This is a genomic window from Rhodococcoides fascians A44A (genome assembly GCF_000760735.1).
GTDB lineage: Bacteria > Actinomycetota > Actinomycetes > Mycobacteriales > Mycobacteriaceae > Rhodococcoides > Rhodococcoides fascians_E.
On record NZ_JMEX01000008.1, the window covers coordinates 632,457 to 646,515 of the forward strand.

A 14,059-nucleotide genomic window follows, 5' to 3' on the forward strand; every position below is an offset into this window, starting at 1 on the left:
CGCGAGTGGAAGACTGTAGGGGTGAGCGACAAGGACGAGCCCCAGCGTTGGACCTACCTGATGGACATGGACGGTGTGCTCGTCCACGAGGATCACCTCATACCCGGCGCCGACGCGTTCGTCGCGGAGCTGCAGGCGAACGAGATTCCGTTCATCGTGCTCACCAACAACTCGATCCGCACACCCCGCGACCTGCGCGCGAGGCTCGAACGCACCGGCCTGAACATCCCCGAGAAGTCCATCTGGACGTCGGCACTGGCGACGGCCAACTTCCTGGGGAACCAACGTCCCCGCGGCAGCGCGTACGTCGTCGGCGAATCAGGTCTGACGACGGCGCTGCACGACATCGGATACGTGCTCACCGACTCCAACCCGGACTACGTCGTGCTCGGTGAGACCCGCACCTACTCGTTCGAGGCCATCACCACCGCCATTCGCCTCGTCGAGAAGGGCGCTCGGTTCATCGCCACCAATCCCGACGCCACCGGGCCGTCGCGAGAAGGCTCCCTGCCCGCGACGGGGTCCGTCGCAGCCCTCATCACCAAGGCAACCGGCAAAGAGCCATACTACGTCGGGAAGCCGAACGCGCTGATGATGCGCTCGGCGCTGCGCGCCATCGGCGGTCACTCCGAAAGCACGCTGATGATCGGTGACCGCATGGACACCGACGTTCTCTCCGGACTCGAAGCAGGCCTGCAGACCATCCTGGTACTCACCGGAATCTCCACGAAGACGTCCGTCGAGAACTACCCGTTCCGCCCGACGAAGGTGATCAACTCGGTCGCCGATCTCGTCGGCCGGACCCAGTCGCCGTTCTGATGGCGCCCTCGCCCACCGGTACACCGACCTTCGTTCTGTCACGCAGCACCTACAACGTCGAAGCAGACGGAGTGGAGAACGCGTACGCGTCGACGGACGACGCCGTCGCAGCCGTCCGCAGTGGAACGCCCGTCGTCGGTGCCCTGCCGTTCGACGACGCCGACCCGGTGGCCCTGACACACCCGACATCACTGCGTCGAACCGACGGTCCCTGGCGAGCGTTCACGACTGCGCTGCCCCGGGTCCGCGTCGGAGAACAGATCCCTTCTGCGGAGGAACACGTCGCGCGCGTGCGCGCACTGGTGAACAGCATGCGCGACGGGTCGGTGCAGAAAGTGGTGCTGGCGCGATCGCTCCGATTGTTTGCCGACTCCCCGATCGACCCCATGGCCCTGCTCGGCACCCTCGTCGAGAAGGACGTCCTGGGAAACGGCTATGCCGTCGACCTCTCCGCAGCGGGGGCAGAGCATGCGGGCTCGTACCTCGTCGGGTCGAGCCCGGAGCTGTTGATTCGGCGCCACGGCCGCGCCGTGACATGCCATCCATTCGCCGGAACCGCGGCGCGCAGCGACATCCCCGACGAGGACGCCGCCATCGCCGCTCGCCTCGCAGCCAGCGCCAAGGACCAAGCCGAACACCGATTCGTCGTCGACGAGATCAGGTCCGCACTGGAACCGCTGTGCAGCGACCTCGACATCCCGCCGGAACCGCAGCTCAGCAGCACCCCGCAACTGTGGCACCTCAGCACACCCATCACCGGGACTCTGCGCCACGCGGCGACGACCTCGCTCGATCTGGCGATCGCCCTGCATCCCACACCTGCCGTCGCGGGCGTACCGCGCCGGGCGGCGATGGACGCGATCAAGCGGATCGAAGGACCACGGGGCTTCTACGCAGGCGCAGTCGGATGGGCCGACGCCGTGGGTGACGGTGAATGGATGGTGGCCATCCGAGGCCTCGAACTCGCCGCCGACGGTCGCTCGGCCCTCGCCACCGCCGGCGGCGGGATCGTCGCCCAATCCGACCCCGACGCCGAACTCGCCGAAACGACAGCCAAGTTCCGAACGGTACTGGCCGCCTTCGGCGTCTGAGCTCAGCCGAGCGCCTGCTTCAGGTCCGCGATGAGATCCTCGGTGTCCTCCAGGCCGATCGAGATACGAACGACCCCGTCGGAAAGACCAACTGCAGCACGGCCTTCCGGCCCCATGGCGCGATGCGTCGTGGTCGCAGGGTGCGTGATGAGAGTCTTCGAGTCGCCGAGGTTGTTGGAGATGTCGACGACACGCAGAGCGTCGAGCAACTCGAACGCACGCTTCTTGCCTTCACCCTCGGGAGCAGCGAGCTCGAAAGTGACGACGGTTCCGCCGCCCGTCATCTGACTCTTCGCCAGCTCGTGCTGCGGATGTGACTCCAGGAACGGGTATTTCACCCACGACACCGCAGGATGGGATTCGAGGAACGTCGCGATCTCGAGCGCCGACTGCGTCGAATGACGCACCCGAACCGGCATGGTCTCGAGACCCTTGAGCAGCGTCCACGCGTTGAACGGGCTCAGCGCAGGGCCGGTATGACGCATCAACGTCTGCACCGGGCCCTCGATGTACTCCTTGCTACCGAGAATCGCACCACCGAGGACACGTCCCTGGCCGTCGATGTGCTTGGTGCCGGAATACACCACCACATCCGCACCCAGTTCCAAGCTCTTCTGCAGCAACGGCGTCGCGAACACGTTGTCCAACACCACCGTTGCGCCCGCCGCGTGAGCAAGCTCGGACACACGCCTGACGTCCACCAGCGACTGCATCGGGTTCGACGGCGTCTCGAAGAACACCGCAGTCGTCGGTACCGACAGCGCCTCTTCCCACTGCGCGTTGTCTTCACCGTCGACGAACACGGTCTCGACGCCCCACCGCGGGAGGATCTCGTTGCACACCACGAAGCACGAACCGAACAAGCTGCGCGCAGCCACCAGACGGTCACCCGCCTTCAACAGCGCACCGAGGGCCGTGAACACCGCAGACATACCGCTGGAGGTACCGAAGCACGCCTCGGCGCCCTCGATCAACCGCAGTCGCTCCTCGAACATCTTGACCGTCGGATTGCCGTACCGCGAGTAGACGAAATGATCGATCTCCCCGGTGAACGCCTGCTCGGCCGCACCTGCGCTCTCGTAGACGAAGCCCGACGACAGATACAACGCTTCCGCATTCTCGTCGAACCCGGACCTCATCAACCCGCCGCGAACACCCAGCGTTCCCTGCCCCACACCGTCAGGCAGCTTCTTGTCGAAGCCTCCGCCTTTGGGCAGGCCCGGAATCCTCTGCTCGCTCACTGCTGCCTCCACGGAAGTCCCACTGCACGCCACCCGACGACGCCGCGGTGACCGTCGGCGTCGGTTGCACCCTCGAAACCGTCGAGCACGTTGTAGGACGGGCCGATACCCGCGGCCGTCGCGGCCTCCGCCGCACCGATGGAACGCTGCCCCGAGCGGCACAGGAACACCACCGGGCGCTCGCCGTCGACACCGGCTTCCTTCAGCTGATCGACGAAGTTCTCGTTCCGCGCGCCGTTCGGGTAGCTCACCCACTCGATCAGGTGAGTGGGCCGCTCGATCGACGACGTGTCCGGGACGCCGACGTACTGCCACTCGGCGTGCGTGCGGACGTCGACCAGAACTGCCTCGGGATTGTCACGAAGCAGCTCCCAGGCCGCCTCCGGGGTTATGTCACCTGCGTAAGTCACGGATCAAGCCTTTCATACGTTGCACACCAGCCATTTGTCGTCGACGCGGACGAACTTCCACACCTCGCTCGACGTAGCCCCGGTCTTCTCGAACTTCGTCGGCACCGTGACGACCCCGCGGTCACCGTTGATCTCGTACTCACTGGGAGCCCCGTCGACCACAATTTTGCCGTTCTCCTCCACATCGGCAACCCGAGCGTCGGTGTAGTCCTGATCGGACCCGGTGACGAGGCTGCTCACCTGCTCGTCACAGGTGACGGCGCGCAGAGCGTCGGCGTCGCCCTCGTTCTGGGCGTCGACGAACTCGGTGATGCTGTCGGTGAGCAACTGAGCCTGAGTGACGTTGTCCTCGGCGGGAGCGAACCGAGCCGCGAGAAAGATTCCGGCGAGCAGCACGACGACGATGCCGACGGCGATCAGAAACGGCCACGCGTTCGGCGGGCGGCGTTCACCCGACGCGGCAGCTGCTGCAGACGCGTTGTTCTGCGCTTCCTCACGACTGTCGACCCACTGTTGCCTACGTTCACGCCACGACGCCATGGCGACAATCTTCCCCGCCCGGCAAACCTCTAGTGCTGCTGGGGTCCGACTGGAATGTCGCCGCGCAGGGTGATGCGGTGCATCTTGCGGTGCTCGGTGCCGTAATCACGGTTGGCGTAGTGCGAGGTGCTCCGGTTGTCCCACAGCACCAGGTCACCGAGACGCCAGCGGTGACGCACCACGTGCTCCGGCTTGGTCAGATGCGCGTACAGGAAGTCGAGGATGCCCCGACTCTCCGCCTCGGAGACACCGACGATGTGCGACGTGAAACCAGGGTTGACGAAAATGCCCTTGCGACCGGTCTCCGGGTGCACCCGAACAACCGGATGCTCGACGGGTACCAGCGCAGTCACCTCTTTGCCGTCCCAGACGTTGCCCTTGCCTCCTCGCTTCTGCGCGAGGTAGTAGCCGAACTCGCGGTTACCGTCGTGCACCGCGGTCAGCTGGTCGATCATCTGCCGCACCGGCGCAGCCAACGACTCGTAGGCGAGCTGACTGTCCGCCCAGTTGGTGTCACCCCCGTGCGGAGGGAGGACGACGGGCCGCAGAATCGACCCCATCGGCGGACGCTCCATGAACGTCACGTCCGTGTGCCAGATGTCCGCGAACCCGTTGTCCTGACTGTCGAGGGCATAGACCTCGGCAGCGACATGACCACTGTCGTGCACCGGATGCCCCGCCGTCAGCTCGCCGAGCCGTCGACCGAAATCGATCTGCCCCGCATCGTCGAGGGACTGCCCGCGCAGTACCAGAACCTTGTGCTCGACCAGTGCGTCGCGCACCGCTCGAATGTGCGCATCGGACGCCGACGCCACATCGAGCCCGATCACCTCGGCACCGAAACTCGGGCCGAACTTGTCGAGCGTGAGTGAAACCGTGGTTTCCACAGTGGTCATGTCTGTCCTCGATTCATGATGGCCGCGGACGTTTCGACGGCGAGCCGCATGGCCCGTCCGCGCCGAGACCGTGGTCGGTGCAGCCGTACTGGATGTGTGGCGAAAGAAGCGAAGGGCGCTCAGAGGGCCCGGTGCGCGGGAGAGGTCACCGACAACACATGGTGGTGCAGGTACGACAAAGGTCCAGGGCGATTCGCCGGACCAGGAATGTCGTCTGCATGATGCAATTCCTACCTGAAACCGGGAAATAGCTCAAGTCCGGATGCCTTGGAGTGTGCCCGGAGTGCGACGTAGCCTTGAGTGACGACCACCAGCCCAGATCAGGTAACACTTAATTTATGCTGGGGTGTCCGTACATGCCCTCGACGAAGGTAGTTCGCTGCACATGACCGATCAGACTCGTCCACTCCGCGTCGCCATCGTCGGCGCCGGACCCGCAGGCATCTACGCCGCCGACGCACTCATGAAGTCCGACACAGATGTCAGTATCGACCTGTTCGAGCGCATGCCCGCACCCTTCGGCCTCATCCGCTACGGCGTCGCACCGGACCACCCCCGCATCAAAGGCATCATCACCGCCCTGCACAAGGTCCTCGACAAGCCCCAGGTCCGCCTGCTCGGCAACATCGACTACGGCACCGACATCACCCTCGACGACCTGCGCCGCTTCTACGACGCCGTCATCTTCTCCACCGGCGCCAACGCCGACCGCGCACTGAACATCCCCGGCATCGACCTCGACGGCAGCTACGGCGCCGCCGACTTCGTCTCCTGGTACGACGGCCACCCCGACGTCCCCCGCACCTGGCCCCTCGACGCCGAGAAAGTCGCCGTCCTCGGCGTCGGCAACGTCGCCCTCGACGTCGCCCGCGTCCTCGCCAAGACCGGCGACGAACTCCTCCCCACCGAAATCCCCGCCAACGTCTACGAAGGCCTCAAAGCCAACAAGGCCCTCGAAGTCCACGTCTTCGGACGCCGCGGACCCGCGCAAGCCAAGTTCACCCCCCTCGAACTCCGCGAACTCGACCACTCCCCCAACATCGAGGTCATCGTCGCCCCCGAGGACATCGACTACGACGAAGGCTCCGAAGCCGCCCGCCGCGGATCCAAGCAGGTCGACATGGTCGCCAACACCCTGCAGGACTGGGCCATCCGCGACGTCGGCAACCGCCCCCACAAACTGTTCCTGCACTTCTTCGAATCCCCCACCGAAATCCTCGGCGAGAACGGCAAGGTCGTCGGACTACGCACCGAACGCACCGAACTCGACGGCACCGGCAACGTCCGCGGCACCGGCACCTACAACGACTGGGACGTCCAAGCGGTCTACCGCGCCGTCGGCTACCTCTCCCAGAACATCGCCCAACTCCCCTTCGACGACCAAGCCGGCACCATCCCCAACGAAGCAGGCCGCGTCGTGGAGTCCCCGTCCTCGACCACCCCGGTCCCGGCCACCTACGTCACCGGCTGGATCAAGCGTGGACCCGTCGGCCTGATCGGTCACACCAAGGGCGACGCCAACGAAACCGTCGCCAACCTCCTCGAGGACGCACCCGGCTTCACCGGCGCCACCGACCCCGATCTCGACGCGGTCACCACGTTCCTCGAAGACAAGAAGGTTCCCTTCACCACCTGGGACGGCTGGTACCGCCTCGACGCCCACGAACGCTCCCTCGGCGAGCCCGAAGGCCGCGAACGCGTCAAGGTCGTCGAACGCGAGGACATGCTCCGCGCTTCCGAGCCCGACAAGGCTTGATTCACGCGTGAGTAGGAAACGCACAGAGCGCTGTGCGTTTCCTACTCACGGCGGCTAGACCCGCACCGCCAGAAGTTTCCCCTCCGTCTCGACCTTGCGCTGGTGCTCGTTGAAGTCCGGAGCCGCACAGACGTACAGCGTTCGGCCGTCGTCACCACCGAGGCCGCACGCGAACACCCCGGTGTCGAATTCGAGCTGATCGACGATTCCCTTGCCCGGCACCACGTGCACAACTCGCTGACCCAGCGCGTCGGCCACCCACAACGATCCGTCGGTATCCATCGCGCAGCCGTCGGACGCCACGGACAGCTGCCCCAGCGCGGACTCCATCGACGTCACGTCCGGCAGCTCCGCGAACTTCACCCAGTCGCGCCGCTCCCCCAACGAACCGTCCGGGTGCACCGCGAAGACACTGATGCGGTTGCCGACCGTCTCGTCGACCACCAGCTCCCCGTCGGGCGTCAGACCCATCCCGTTCGGGAAATAGAGATCCTTCGCCACGACGTGCACCGAACCGTCGGGATCGACGCGCAATAGATCGGCCGTGTCCGGCGTCGCCAGGTTCATCAGATCGAACCCGAAATTGCCGACGTAGGCGCGTCCTCGGTCGTCGACGAGCATGTCGTTGAGGTTCGCCTTCACGTACGACGACAGATCTGCGTGCACGACGAGCGAACCGTCGCCCTCACGCCGGAGCAACTTCTGATCTCGCATCGAGACGACGAGCAATCGGCCGTCCGGCAACCACCCGAGTCCCGACGGTTGCTGCGGCACCTCGGCCTCGACGCGAACGTCCGACCCGTCACCGCGAGCGGACACCACCCGCTGGCTGTAGAAGTCGGACACCCAGATTCGGCCGTCTCGCCAGCGCGGACACTCGAGGAAGGTGTACCCGTCGAGGACGATTTCTGCTTCAGCTCTCATGTTTCGCATTCAAACACCGGCGCGGGTCCCCGGGTGCCGAAATCGCATTGCTGGCATGCTGTCCCTTGTGTTCGACGCCCACCGATACATCCTCGACCCGCGATTCCCGCTGGTCGAGAATCAGGGGTACCCACCGGAGCCGTACACCATCGAGGATTACGACCGCGACACCGACGGCCTCGGAATCACCGGCGGCGCGGTCATCAGTTCGTCGTTCCACACCACCGACCAGGCGTACCTGGTGGCCGCGTTGGACGCGCTCGGGCCCAGCTGGGTAGGCGTCGCCCAGCTCGATCCCGATACGTCCGACGACGAGATCGTCGAACTCGATCGAGCCGGCGTCCGCGCCATCAGGCTCAACTTCAAACGAGGCGCGACGGACGTCCAGACGCTCACCGCCCAAGCCCGCAGAGCCCACGAACTGGTCGGCTGGCACGCGGAACTGTACGTCGAAGCCTCGATGCTGCTCTCGCTCGAACCGATCCTGTCCAAGCTTCCCGCGGTGAGCATCGACCATCTCGGCATGTCCGCGCAGGGCCTGCCCTACCTGCTCGACCTCGTCGAGCGTGGCGTCCGCGTGAAAGCCTCCGCCTTCGGCCGAGTCGACATGGACATCGTCGATGCCATGAGGAAAATCCACGCCGTCGACCCTGCCGCCCTGATGTTCGGGACCGATCTACCGGGCACCCGAGCGCCCCGACGGTTCCTGGAAACCGATATCGATCTCGTCGCCGAAGCCGTGGGAGGCGACCTTCCCGCGGTCCTCGGCGGCAACGCCCGGGCCTGGTACCGGGTCAAATGAAGATCGCCGCTCCGAGCCACACACCGGTCGCGAGGAGTGCACCGAACAGTTCGACGAGGATGGACAGCCCCGCAGCCTTGGTCGCATGGACCGTGGATCTCCACGCCTGACCGTGATTGCGGTGCCGGGGAAGTTCCGCGACATAAGTGCCGAGGACGAACCCGACGAACAAGCCGACGACGGGGATGACGAAGAACCCCACGATGCCCACGAGACCGCCGACCACCAGCGAACGCGTCGGGATGCCTGCGTCCTTCATCTTTCGCCCCGGCCAGGTGTACTTCACGACGCCGCTGGCGACCAGCAGAACCGTCGCGATTCCCAGGACCACCCAGGCCGCGGCGCCACCGGTCACGAACGCCCACACCGCAATTGCCGCGAAGATCAGAATCACGCCGGGCAGAATCGGCACGACGATCCCGACCAACCCCACGAGGATCGCCAGAGCGACCAGCACCTCCCCCCAGGCACTCACGTGACGGGACGAATCTTGCCTGCAGCCTCGGTTGCCCGCGCGCGAGCCGAATCGATGTCGGACGCCGTCGACACCGCAACGCCCATCCGTCGACGCACGAAGCTCTCCGGCTTGCCGAACAACCGAACATCGGTCTCCGGTACGGCCAAGGCGTCGGCGACACCCTCGAACGCGATGCCCTCCGCGTCGACGCCGCCGTAGACGACCGCCGACGCACCCGGCGAGACGAGCGTGGTGTCCACCGGGAGTCCGAGGATGGCACGGGCGTGCAGTTCGAACTCCGAGAACCGTTGCGTACGAAGCGTGACCAACCCTGTGTCGTGTGGACGGGGGCTGACCTCGGAGAAGTAGACGTTGTCGCCCTGAACGAACAGTTCGACGCCGAACAGGCCTCGCCCTCCGAGAGCAGTGGTGATCTTGTCCGCCACGTCCTTCGCCGCAGCGAGCGCACCGTCCGACATCGGTTGCGGCTGCCACGATTCGACGTAGTCACCGGATTCCTGACGGTGCCCGATGGGCTCGCAGAAATCCGTTCCCGCCGTCGACCTGATGGTGAGAAGTGTTATCTCGTAATCGAAGTCGACGAATCCCTCGACGATGACACGACCGAGGTCGACGCGTCCGCCCTTCAACGCGTAGTCCCATGCCGCCGCGACGTCCTCAGGTCCTCGGACAACCGACTGCCCCTTGCCCGACGAGGACATCACCGGCTTGATGACGGCTGGATAGCCGATGGAGTCCAGGGAGCTGCGAACGTCCTCGAGCGAGTCGGCGAACGCATAGGGCGACGTCGGAAGTCCCAACTCCTCGGCCGCGAGCCGCCTGATCCCCTCGCGGTTCATGGTCAGCTGCGTCGCCCGGGCCGTCGGAATGACGACACTCCTGCCTCGACTCTCGACCTCGGCGAGCGCGTCGGTCGCGATGGCCTCGATCTCGGGAACGACGAAGTCCGGTTGCTGAGCGTCGATCAATGCCAGGAGCTGTTCGGGGTCGCTCATGTCGATCGTGAAGGCGTGATGAGCAACTTGATGGCCCGGCGCGTTGTCGTATCTGTCGACGGCGATGACCTCGACGCCCAAGCGCTGGAACGCGATGATCACCTCCTTGCCCAACTCGCCCGCGCCGAGGAGCATCACTCGCGTGGCTCCCGGGGTCAGAGGTGTGCCGATCCGGACTGCTTCGTCTCCTGCGCTCACGCCGCTCATTATCCACGGCCTCGGGGTTCCCTCGCGCCTCCAGTCGCGCTAAGTTAACCTCGATTCGCTTATTTCATACTGATCGGAACGAGGAATACGTGTCGAGTACCGGTGGACCGCTGACAGGACTTCGAGTCGTCGAACTTGCAGGAATCGGGCCCGGCCCCCATGCCGCCCTGCTGCTGGCCGACCTGGGAGCCGAGGTCGTGCGCGTTCAGCGCGCCGGCCAGATCTCGGAGCACGATCAGCAGCTGCGCAGCCGCACCCTCGTCGAGGCCAACCTCAAGGACCCGGCCGACGTCGAGAGAATTCTGGGACTGATCGAACGTGCGGACGTCCTCATCGAAGGATTCCGACCGGGCGTGACCGAACGCCTCGGACTCGGCCCCGACGTCGCGCTGGAACGCAACCCCAAGCTCGTCTACGGCCGCATGACCGGATGGGGACAGGACGGACCGTGGGCGTCCGCGGCGGGCCACGACATCAACTACATCTCCGTGACGGGCGTACTGCACGCCATCGGACGCAAGGGTGAGCGTCCAGTACCACCGCTGAACATGGTCGGCGATTTCGGCGGCGGATCGATGTTCCTGATCTTCGGCATCCTCGCCGCACTGTTCGAGCGTCAGACCTCGGGCAAGGGCCAGGTGGTCGACGCCGCGATGGTCGACGGGACAGCAGCGCTGTCGCACATGATCTGGGGCCTACGCGGTGTCGGCGCCTGGTCGGACGAGCGCGGCGTCAACATGCTCGACACCGGCTGGCCCTACTACGACACCTACGAAACCGCCGACGGTAAGCACATGGCCGTCGGCGCACTCGAGCCGCAGTTCTTCGCCGAGCTGCTCCGTCTGCTCGAACTCGACTTAGCCACCACACCGGGCCAGGGCGACCGCGACCGCTGGCCCGAGATGCGTGAGATCTTCACGCGGGTGTTCAAGACCAAGACGCGCGACGAGTGGGCCGCCATCTTCGACGGCACCGACGCCTGCGTCTCGCCGATCCTCACGTTCGGCGAAGCATCGGACCACAAGCATCTGGCCGCGCGCGAAACTCTGATCGAGGTCGACGGCATCACCCAGCACCGGCCGGCGCCCCGCTTCTCCCGCACTCCCAACGGAATCCCCACCGCACCCGCATCGACTGCGGTCGATCCGGACACCCTCTGGCTGTGAGTACTTGTGTAGGCCAGGGCCTACACAAGTACTCACATCAGAAGACGAGCGCGGGCTCTCGGTCGTCCGCGCTCGGCGCCAGGGCAGCGTAAGCACCGGCGGTCGCGACGACGGCCGCGGTGATCTCCGCGGGCTCCCGGGTGTACGGCAGACGGAGGAACCGCTCGAACGCACCCTCCACTCCGAACCGGGGGCCCGCCGCGAGGACGGCGCCGAACGTCGGCGCCGTCGCGGCGAGTGCACTCGACACGGGCGTCGGGATCTGCAGCCACAACGACATCCCGCCCGTCGACCGTCGGTACGTCCAGCCCGGAAGGTGCTCCGCAAGAGCGGATTCCAGCACGCCCCGACGCTCGCGCAGTTGCTCACGGCGCGTGTCGAGAATCGCATCCGCGTCCTGCAACAGGAACCCGGCGGCAAGCTGATCCATGACGGACGTGCCCAGATCGTGCGCAGCTCGCGATCCAGCAAGCCTGCTGATCAACGACGGATTGGCTCGGATCCATCCGATACGCAGCCCACCCCAGTACGATTTCGACGCCGAACCGATCGTCACCACATCCGTGCCCGACACACGCCCGAACGACGCGACGGGCGGCGGCGGAGGCGCATCCAGCCACAGATCGACCATGGTCTCGTCGACTATCAACGTCATCGACGTGTCCCTGGCGATCTTGGCGAGCTCGGCGCGACCGTCGGCGGGAAGGCAACGGCCCGTCGGATTGTGGAAGTCCGGAATCATGTATGCAACCTTGGATGCGGTCTGCCGTGCAGCACTGCGGATTCCGTCGAGATCCCAGGGCTCCCCGTCCGGCCTGATCGGAACCGGGACCGGGCGAGCGCCGACGCGCCTGATCGCCTCCAGCGCATTGGGGTATGTCGGGTGATCGATCAGTACCCGATCCCCCGGTGACGTGAGAGTGCCCAGCAACAACCGAACTGCCTGCTGCGCACCGGAAGTGACCATGATCTGATCCGGGGTCGTCGGCAACCCGCGCTCGACGAACCGTCGGGCAATGGATTCACGCAACACCGCAAGCCCAATCGGTTCCATACCGTGGTTGGACAGGTAGGCCGGAAGTGCCTGCAGCGCAGAGTTGTACGCGTGCAGCATGGCGTCCGTCGGCGCTGCCATCGCCGCATGGGACATATCGATGACCGGCCCGGTCGAGCGAGACTGCACCAGCAACCCGTTGGGCTTGGCCATGTCCGGCAGCGCGACAGTGCTGCGGGCACCCTGCTTGCTGATCAGATAGCCCTCTTCACGCAGCACGGCATAGGACGACGTGATCGTCGTACGGCTCAGGTCGAGCGCGGACGACAGATCGCGCTCGCTCGGCAACCCCACTCCCAGCGGAATCCGGCCGTCGTGGATGAGCAGCCTGATCCCGTCGGCCAAGGCCCGGTACGTGGGGCGGGACGTGCGCTTGCGACCGGACGCGTCCTCGGCTTCGGTTCGCCACCGTCCCAGATCACGCGCCATCGAAGTTGCGTTCAGCACCCGTATCGCCATTTCCCGATCCTACTGGCCTTTGGATCGAAGTCCAGTTCGAACGCAGTCCATACTGGACGCATGCCGTACTCGCTGTTCGACACGTCCCTCGGACAATGCGGCCTGGCCTGGAACGCCGACGGCGTCACCGCCGTCGCCCTGCCCGAGTCCGAGGACCGATTGATCGACTACCTGACCGGCTTCGACGCCCTCCCCGGCGACCCGGACGGCGTCGCCACCGTAGCCATCGAGGGCATCACAGCACTGTTCGACGGCGGGGACCCCGCCCTGTCGGCCATTCCGGTCGTTCTCGACGTCTCCGACTTCGACAACGCCGTCTACGACGTCACCCGCGCGATCCCCCGAGGTTCGACGATGACGTACGGCGCTGTTGCTGCGCGGCTGGGACATCCGGGCGCAGCGCAGGCAGTTGGCGGTGCGCTCGGCCGCAACCCGGTGCCGGTGATCATCCCGTGCCACCGAGTCCTCGGCGCAGGCCGAGAGGTCGGCGGCTTCTCGGCTCCCGGAGGACCGTCGACGAAGCAAAGAATCCTTGCCATCGAAGGCATTCCCGGCTTCGGGGAGCCGACGCTGTTCTAGTCGACGACGCGCGAGAGATGAATGCGAAACTAATTCACTCGAGTGAATTATCCATTTGTCAGTACATTATACGAATGGTCGCCGAGTGAAATAAAAGCAATAGTCGCCTGCCGAAACAAACCGTAATTCCAGTTTATGTGCGCCTATTCCGACGTGCGGTATTTCAAGCGGAAATTGGTTCGGTCCCGGAAGGTACCTCGACCGCGGACACGCTCTCCGCCTCGGGTCCGGGAACCCTGACGTCGTCTTCACGCGTGCCACCGATGGTGAAAGCTCCCGTCTCCGGCATCCACCCGATGGAGCCACGCTCGAACAAGCTGTAGCGACCGTAGCCGGTAGGGGTCGGCTTTTCGTTGCTGATCGGGTACCCCAGAGCACCGTACGGACCCCCGTGCGCCAGGTACCACGCGAGAATCTCGCCGTGAACCTCGTGCGCCCCACCCTCCGGAAGTGCGAACACCGTGGCCTTGGCGAACTCCATCATGCCCCCGCCGCTCGGTCCGAGCATGAATTCCCCGACGGCCTCGCCGATCCACGGATGTTCATAGGCGAAGCGGTCGAATTGGTACCCGAAGACATCTAGACCATTGTACGAAGTGGACATCGACCGACCTTCCGTCGCTTTACCTGGCGACCATTGTC

Annotated in this window: 15 protein-coding genes; 6 read left to right on the top strand and 9 right to left on the bottom strand. The window is 65.4% G+C overall.

Annotated elements, in window-relative coordinates; translation table 11 throughout:
* The first annotated feature begins 60 nt into the window (after window positions 1-60).
* Both BH95_RS15260 and BH95_RS15265 read left to right on the top strand, forming a co-directional pair.
* Window positions 61-819, top strand: a complete 759-nt coding sequence (locus tag BH95_RS15260; RefSeq protein WP_371828087.1) for an HAD-IIA family hydrolase — start codon at window positions 61-63, stop codon at window positions 817-819.
* Window positions 819-1,910, top strand: a complete 1,092-nt coding sequence (locus BH95_RS15265) for an isochorismate synthase (protein ID WP_037182960.1) — start codon at window positions 819-821, stop codon at window positions 1,908-1,910. Before BH95_RS15260 ends, BH95_RS15265 begins: the two co-directional genes overlap by 1 nt.
* Window positions 1,911-1,912: 2 nt before the next feature.
* Here the strand turns inward: BH95_RS15265 and BH95_RS15270 are convergent, their stop codons facing one another.
* Genes BH95_RS15270 through BH95_RS15285 form a run of 4 tightly spaced genes read right to left on the bottom strand, consistent with a single transcriptional unit; the run spans window position 1,913 to window position 4,997 of the window.
* On the bottom strand, window positions 1,913-3,136 hold the full coding sequence (locus BH95_RS15270; protein ID WP_026347444.1) for an O-succinylhomoserine sulfhydrylase: 1,224 nt from the start codon (window positions 3,134-3,136) through the stop codon (window positions 1,913-1,915).
* Between the two features lie 11 nt (window positions 3,137-3,147).
* Window positions 3,148-3,561: a rhodanese-like domain-containing protein gene (locus BH95_RS15275; RefSeq protein ID WP_019663194.1), complete on the bottom strand. Its 414-nt coding sequence runs from the start codon at window positions 3,559-3,561 to the stop codon at window positions 3,148-3,150.
* A gap of 12 nt (window positions 3,562-3,573) precedes the next feature.
* Window positions 3,574-4,101: an Rv0361 family membrane protein gene (locus tag BH95_RS15280; protein ID WP_037182964.1), complete on the bottom strand. Its 528-nt coding sequence runs from the start codon at window positions 4,099-4,101 to the stop codon at window positions 3,574-3,576.
* Window positions 4,102-4,130: 29 nt separating this feature from the next.
* Window positions 4,131-4,997, bottom strand: a complete 867-nt coding sequence (locus tag BH95_RS15285; protein ID WP_019663192.1) for a TauD/TfdA dioxygenase family protein — start codon at window positions 4,995-4,997, stop codon at window positions 4,131-4,133.
* A gap of 385 nt (window positions 4,998-5,382) precedes the next feature.
* Here BH95_RS15285 and BH95_RS15290 point away from each other — a divergent pair, with 385 nt between their 5' ends.
* The gene (locus tag BH95_RS15290) at window positions 5,383-6,753 is read left to right on the top strand and encodes an FAD-dependent oxidoreductase (protein WP_037143485.1); all 1,371 of its coding nucleotides are present in this window, start codon (window positions 5,383-5,385) and stop codon (window positions 6,751-6,753) included.
* A gap of 54 nt (window positions 6,754-6,807) precedes the next feature.
* On the opposite strand, the gene BH95_RS15295 is transcribed toward BH95_RS15290, so the two are convergent.
* Complete coding sequence (locus BH95_RS15295; RefSeq protein ID WP_037182967.1) at window positions 6,808-7,686, bottom strand: SMP-30/gluconolactonase/LRE family protein; 879 nt, start codon at window positions 7,684-7,686, stop codon at window positions 6,808-6,810.
* A gap of 46 nt (window positions 7,687-7,732) precedes the next feature.
* Here BH95_RS15295 and BH95_RS15300 point away from each other — a divergent pair, with 46 nt between their 5' ends.
* Window positions 7,733-8,479 carry an amidohydrolase family protein gene (locus tag BH95_RS15300; protein ID WP_019667926.1) on the top strand — a complete coding sequence of 249 codons (747 nt, stop codon included), beginning with the start codon at window positions 7,733-7,735 and terminating at the stop codon, window positions 8,477-8,479.
* Here the strand turns inward: BH95_RS15300 and BH95_RS15305 are convergent.
* Window positions 8,472-8,954, bottom strand: a complete 483-nt coding sequence (locus tag BH95_RS15305) for a DUF456 domain-containing protein (RefSeq protein WP_037182970.1) — start codon at window positions 8,952-8,954, stop codon at window positions 8,472-8,474. The two genes, BH95_RS15300 and BH95_RS15305, sit on opposite strands and share 8 nt — an antisense overlap.
* Entirely contained in the window at window positions 8,951-10,159 is a 1,209-nt protein-coding gene (purT, locus tag BH95_RS15310; RefSeq protein WP_020113365.1) for a formate-dependent phosphoribosylglycinamide formyltransferase, read from the bottom strand. The genes BH95_RS15305 and purT overlap by 4 nt, the downstream gene beginning before the upstream one ends.
* 89 nt (window positions 10,160-10,248) lie before the next feature.
* On the opposite strand from purT, the gene BH95_RS15315 reads away from it, so the two are divergent.
* Window positions 10,249-11,325, top strand: coding sequence for a CaiB/BaiF CoA transferase family protein (locus tag BH95_RS15315; protein ID WP_037182973.1), 1,077 nt, complete (start codon window positions 10,249-10,251; stop codon window positions 11,323-11,325).
* A gap of 37 nt (window positions 11,326-11,362) precedes the next feature.
* Here BH95_RS15315 and yczR read toward each other — a convergent pair whose 3' ends face one another.
* Window positions 11,363-12,838 carry a MocR-like transcription factor YczR gene (gene yczR / locus BH95_RS15320; RefSeq protein WP_037143478.1) on the bottom strand — a complete coding sequence of 492 codons (1,476 nt, stop codon included), beginning with the start codon at window positions 12,836-12,838 and terminating at the stop codon, window positions 11,363-11,365.
* A gap of 60 nt (window positions 12,839-12,898) precedes the next feature.
* On the opposite strand from yczR, the gene BH95_RS15325 reads away from it, so the two are divergent.
* A complete protein-coding gene (locus BH95_RS15325) occupies window positions 12,899-13,417 on the top strand; it encodes a methylated-DNA--[protein]-cysteine S-methyltransferase (RefSeq protein ID WP_037182977.1) in 519 nt (172 codons plus the stop codon).
* A gap of 163 nt (window positions 13,418-13,580) precedes the next feature.
* On the opposite strand, the gene BH95_RS15330 is transcribed toward BH95_RS15325, so the two are convergent.
* Window positions 13,581-14,021 carry an LGFP repeat-containing protein gene (locus tag BH95_RS15330; RefSeq protein WP_019667920.1) on the bottom strand — a complete coding sequence of 147 codons (441 nt, stop codon included), beginning with the start codon at window positions 14,019-14,021 and terminating at the stop codon, window positions 13,581-13,583.
* Between the last annotated feature and the right edge of the window lie 38 nt (window positions 14,022-14,059).

Excerpts from the sequence above, each read along its gene's own strand:
- BH95_RS15285 (WP_019663192.1), bottom strand. The coding sequence starts at position 4,997 with ATGACCACTGTGGAAACCACGGTTTCACTCACGCTCGACAAGTTCGGC.
- BH95_RS15280 (WP_037182964.1), bottom strand. The coding sequence starts at position 4,101 with ATGGCGTCGTGGCGTGAACGTAGGCAACAGTGGGTCGACAGTCGTGAG.
- BH95_RS15330 (WP_019667920.1), bottom strand. The coding sequence starts at position 14,021 with ATGTCCACTTCGTACAATGGTCTAGATGTCTTCGGGTACCAATTCGAC.
- BH95_RS15295 (WP_037182967.1), bottom strand. The coding sequence starts at position 7,686 with ATGCGAAACATGAGAGCTGAAGCAGAAATCGTCCTCGACGGGTACACC.
- BH95_RS15325 (WP_037182977.1), top strand. The coding sequence starts at position 12,899 with ATGCCGTACTCGCTGTTCGACACGTCCCTCGGACAATGCGGCCTGGCC.
- yczR (WP_037143478.1), bottom strand. The coding sequence starts at position 12,838 with ATGGCGATACGGGTGCTGAACGCAACTTCGATGGCGCGTGATCTGGGA.
- BH95_RS15260 (WP_371828087.1), top strand. The coding sequence starts at position 61 with ATGGACATGGACGGTGTGCTCGTCCACGAGGATCACCTCATACCCGGC.
- purT (WP_020113365.1), bottom strand. The coding sequence starts at position 10,159 with ATGAGCGGCGTGAGCGCAGGAGACGAAGCAGTCCGGATCGGCACACCT.
- BH95_RS15290 (WP_037143485.1), top strand. The coding sequence starts at position 5,383 with ATGACCGATCAGACTCGTCCACTCCGCGTCGCCATCGTCGGCGCCGGA.
- BH95_RS15300 (WP_019667926.1), top strand. The coding sequence starts at position 7,733 with ATGCTGTCCCTTGTGTTCGACGCCCACCGATACATCCTCGACCCGCGA.
- BH95_RS15265 (WP_037182960.1), top strand. The coding sequence starts at position 819 with ATGGCGCCCTCGCCCACCGGTACACCGACCTTCGTTCTGTCACGCAGC.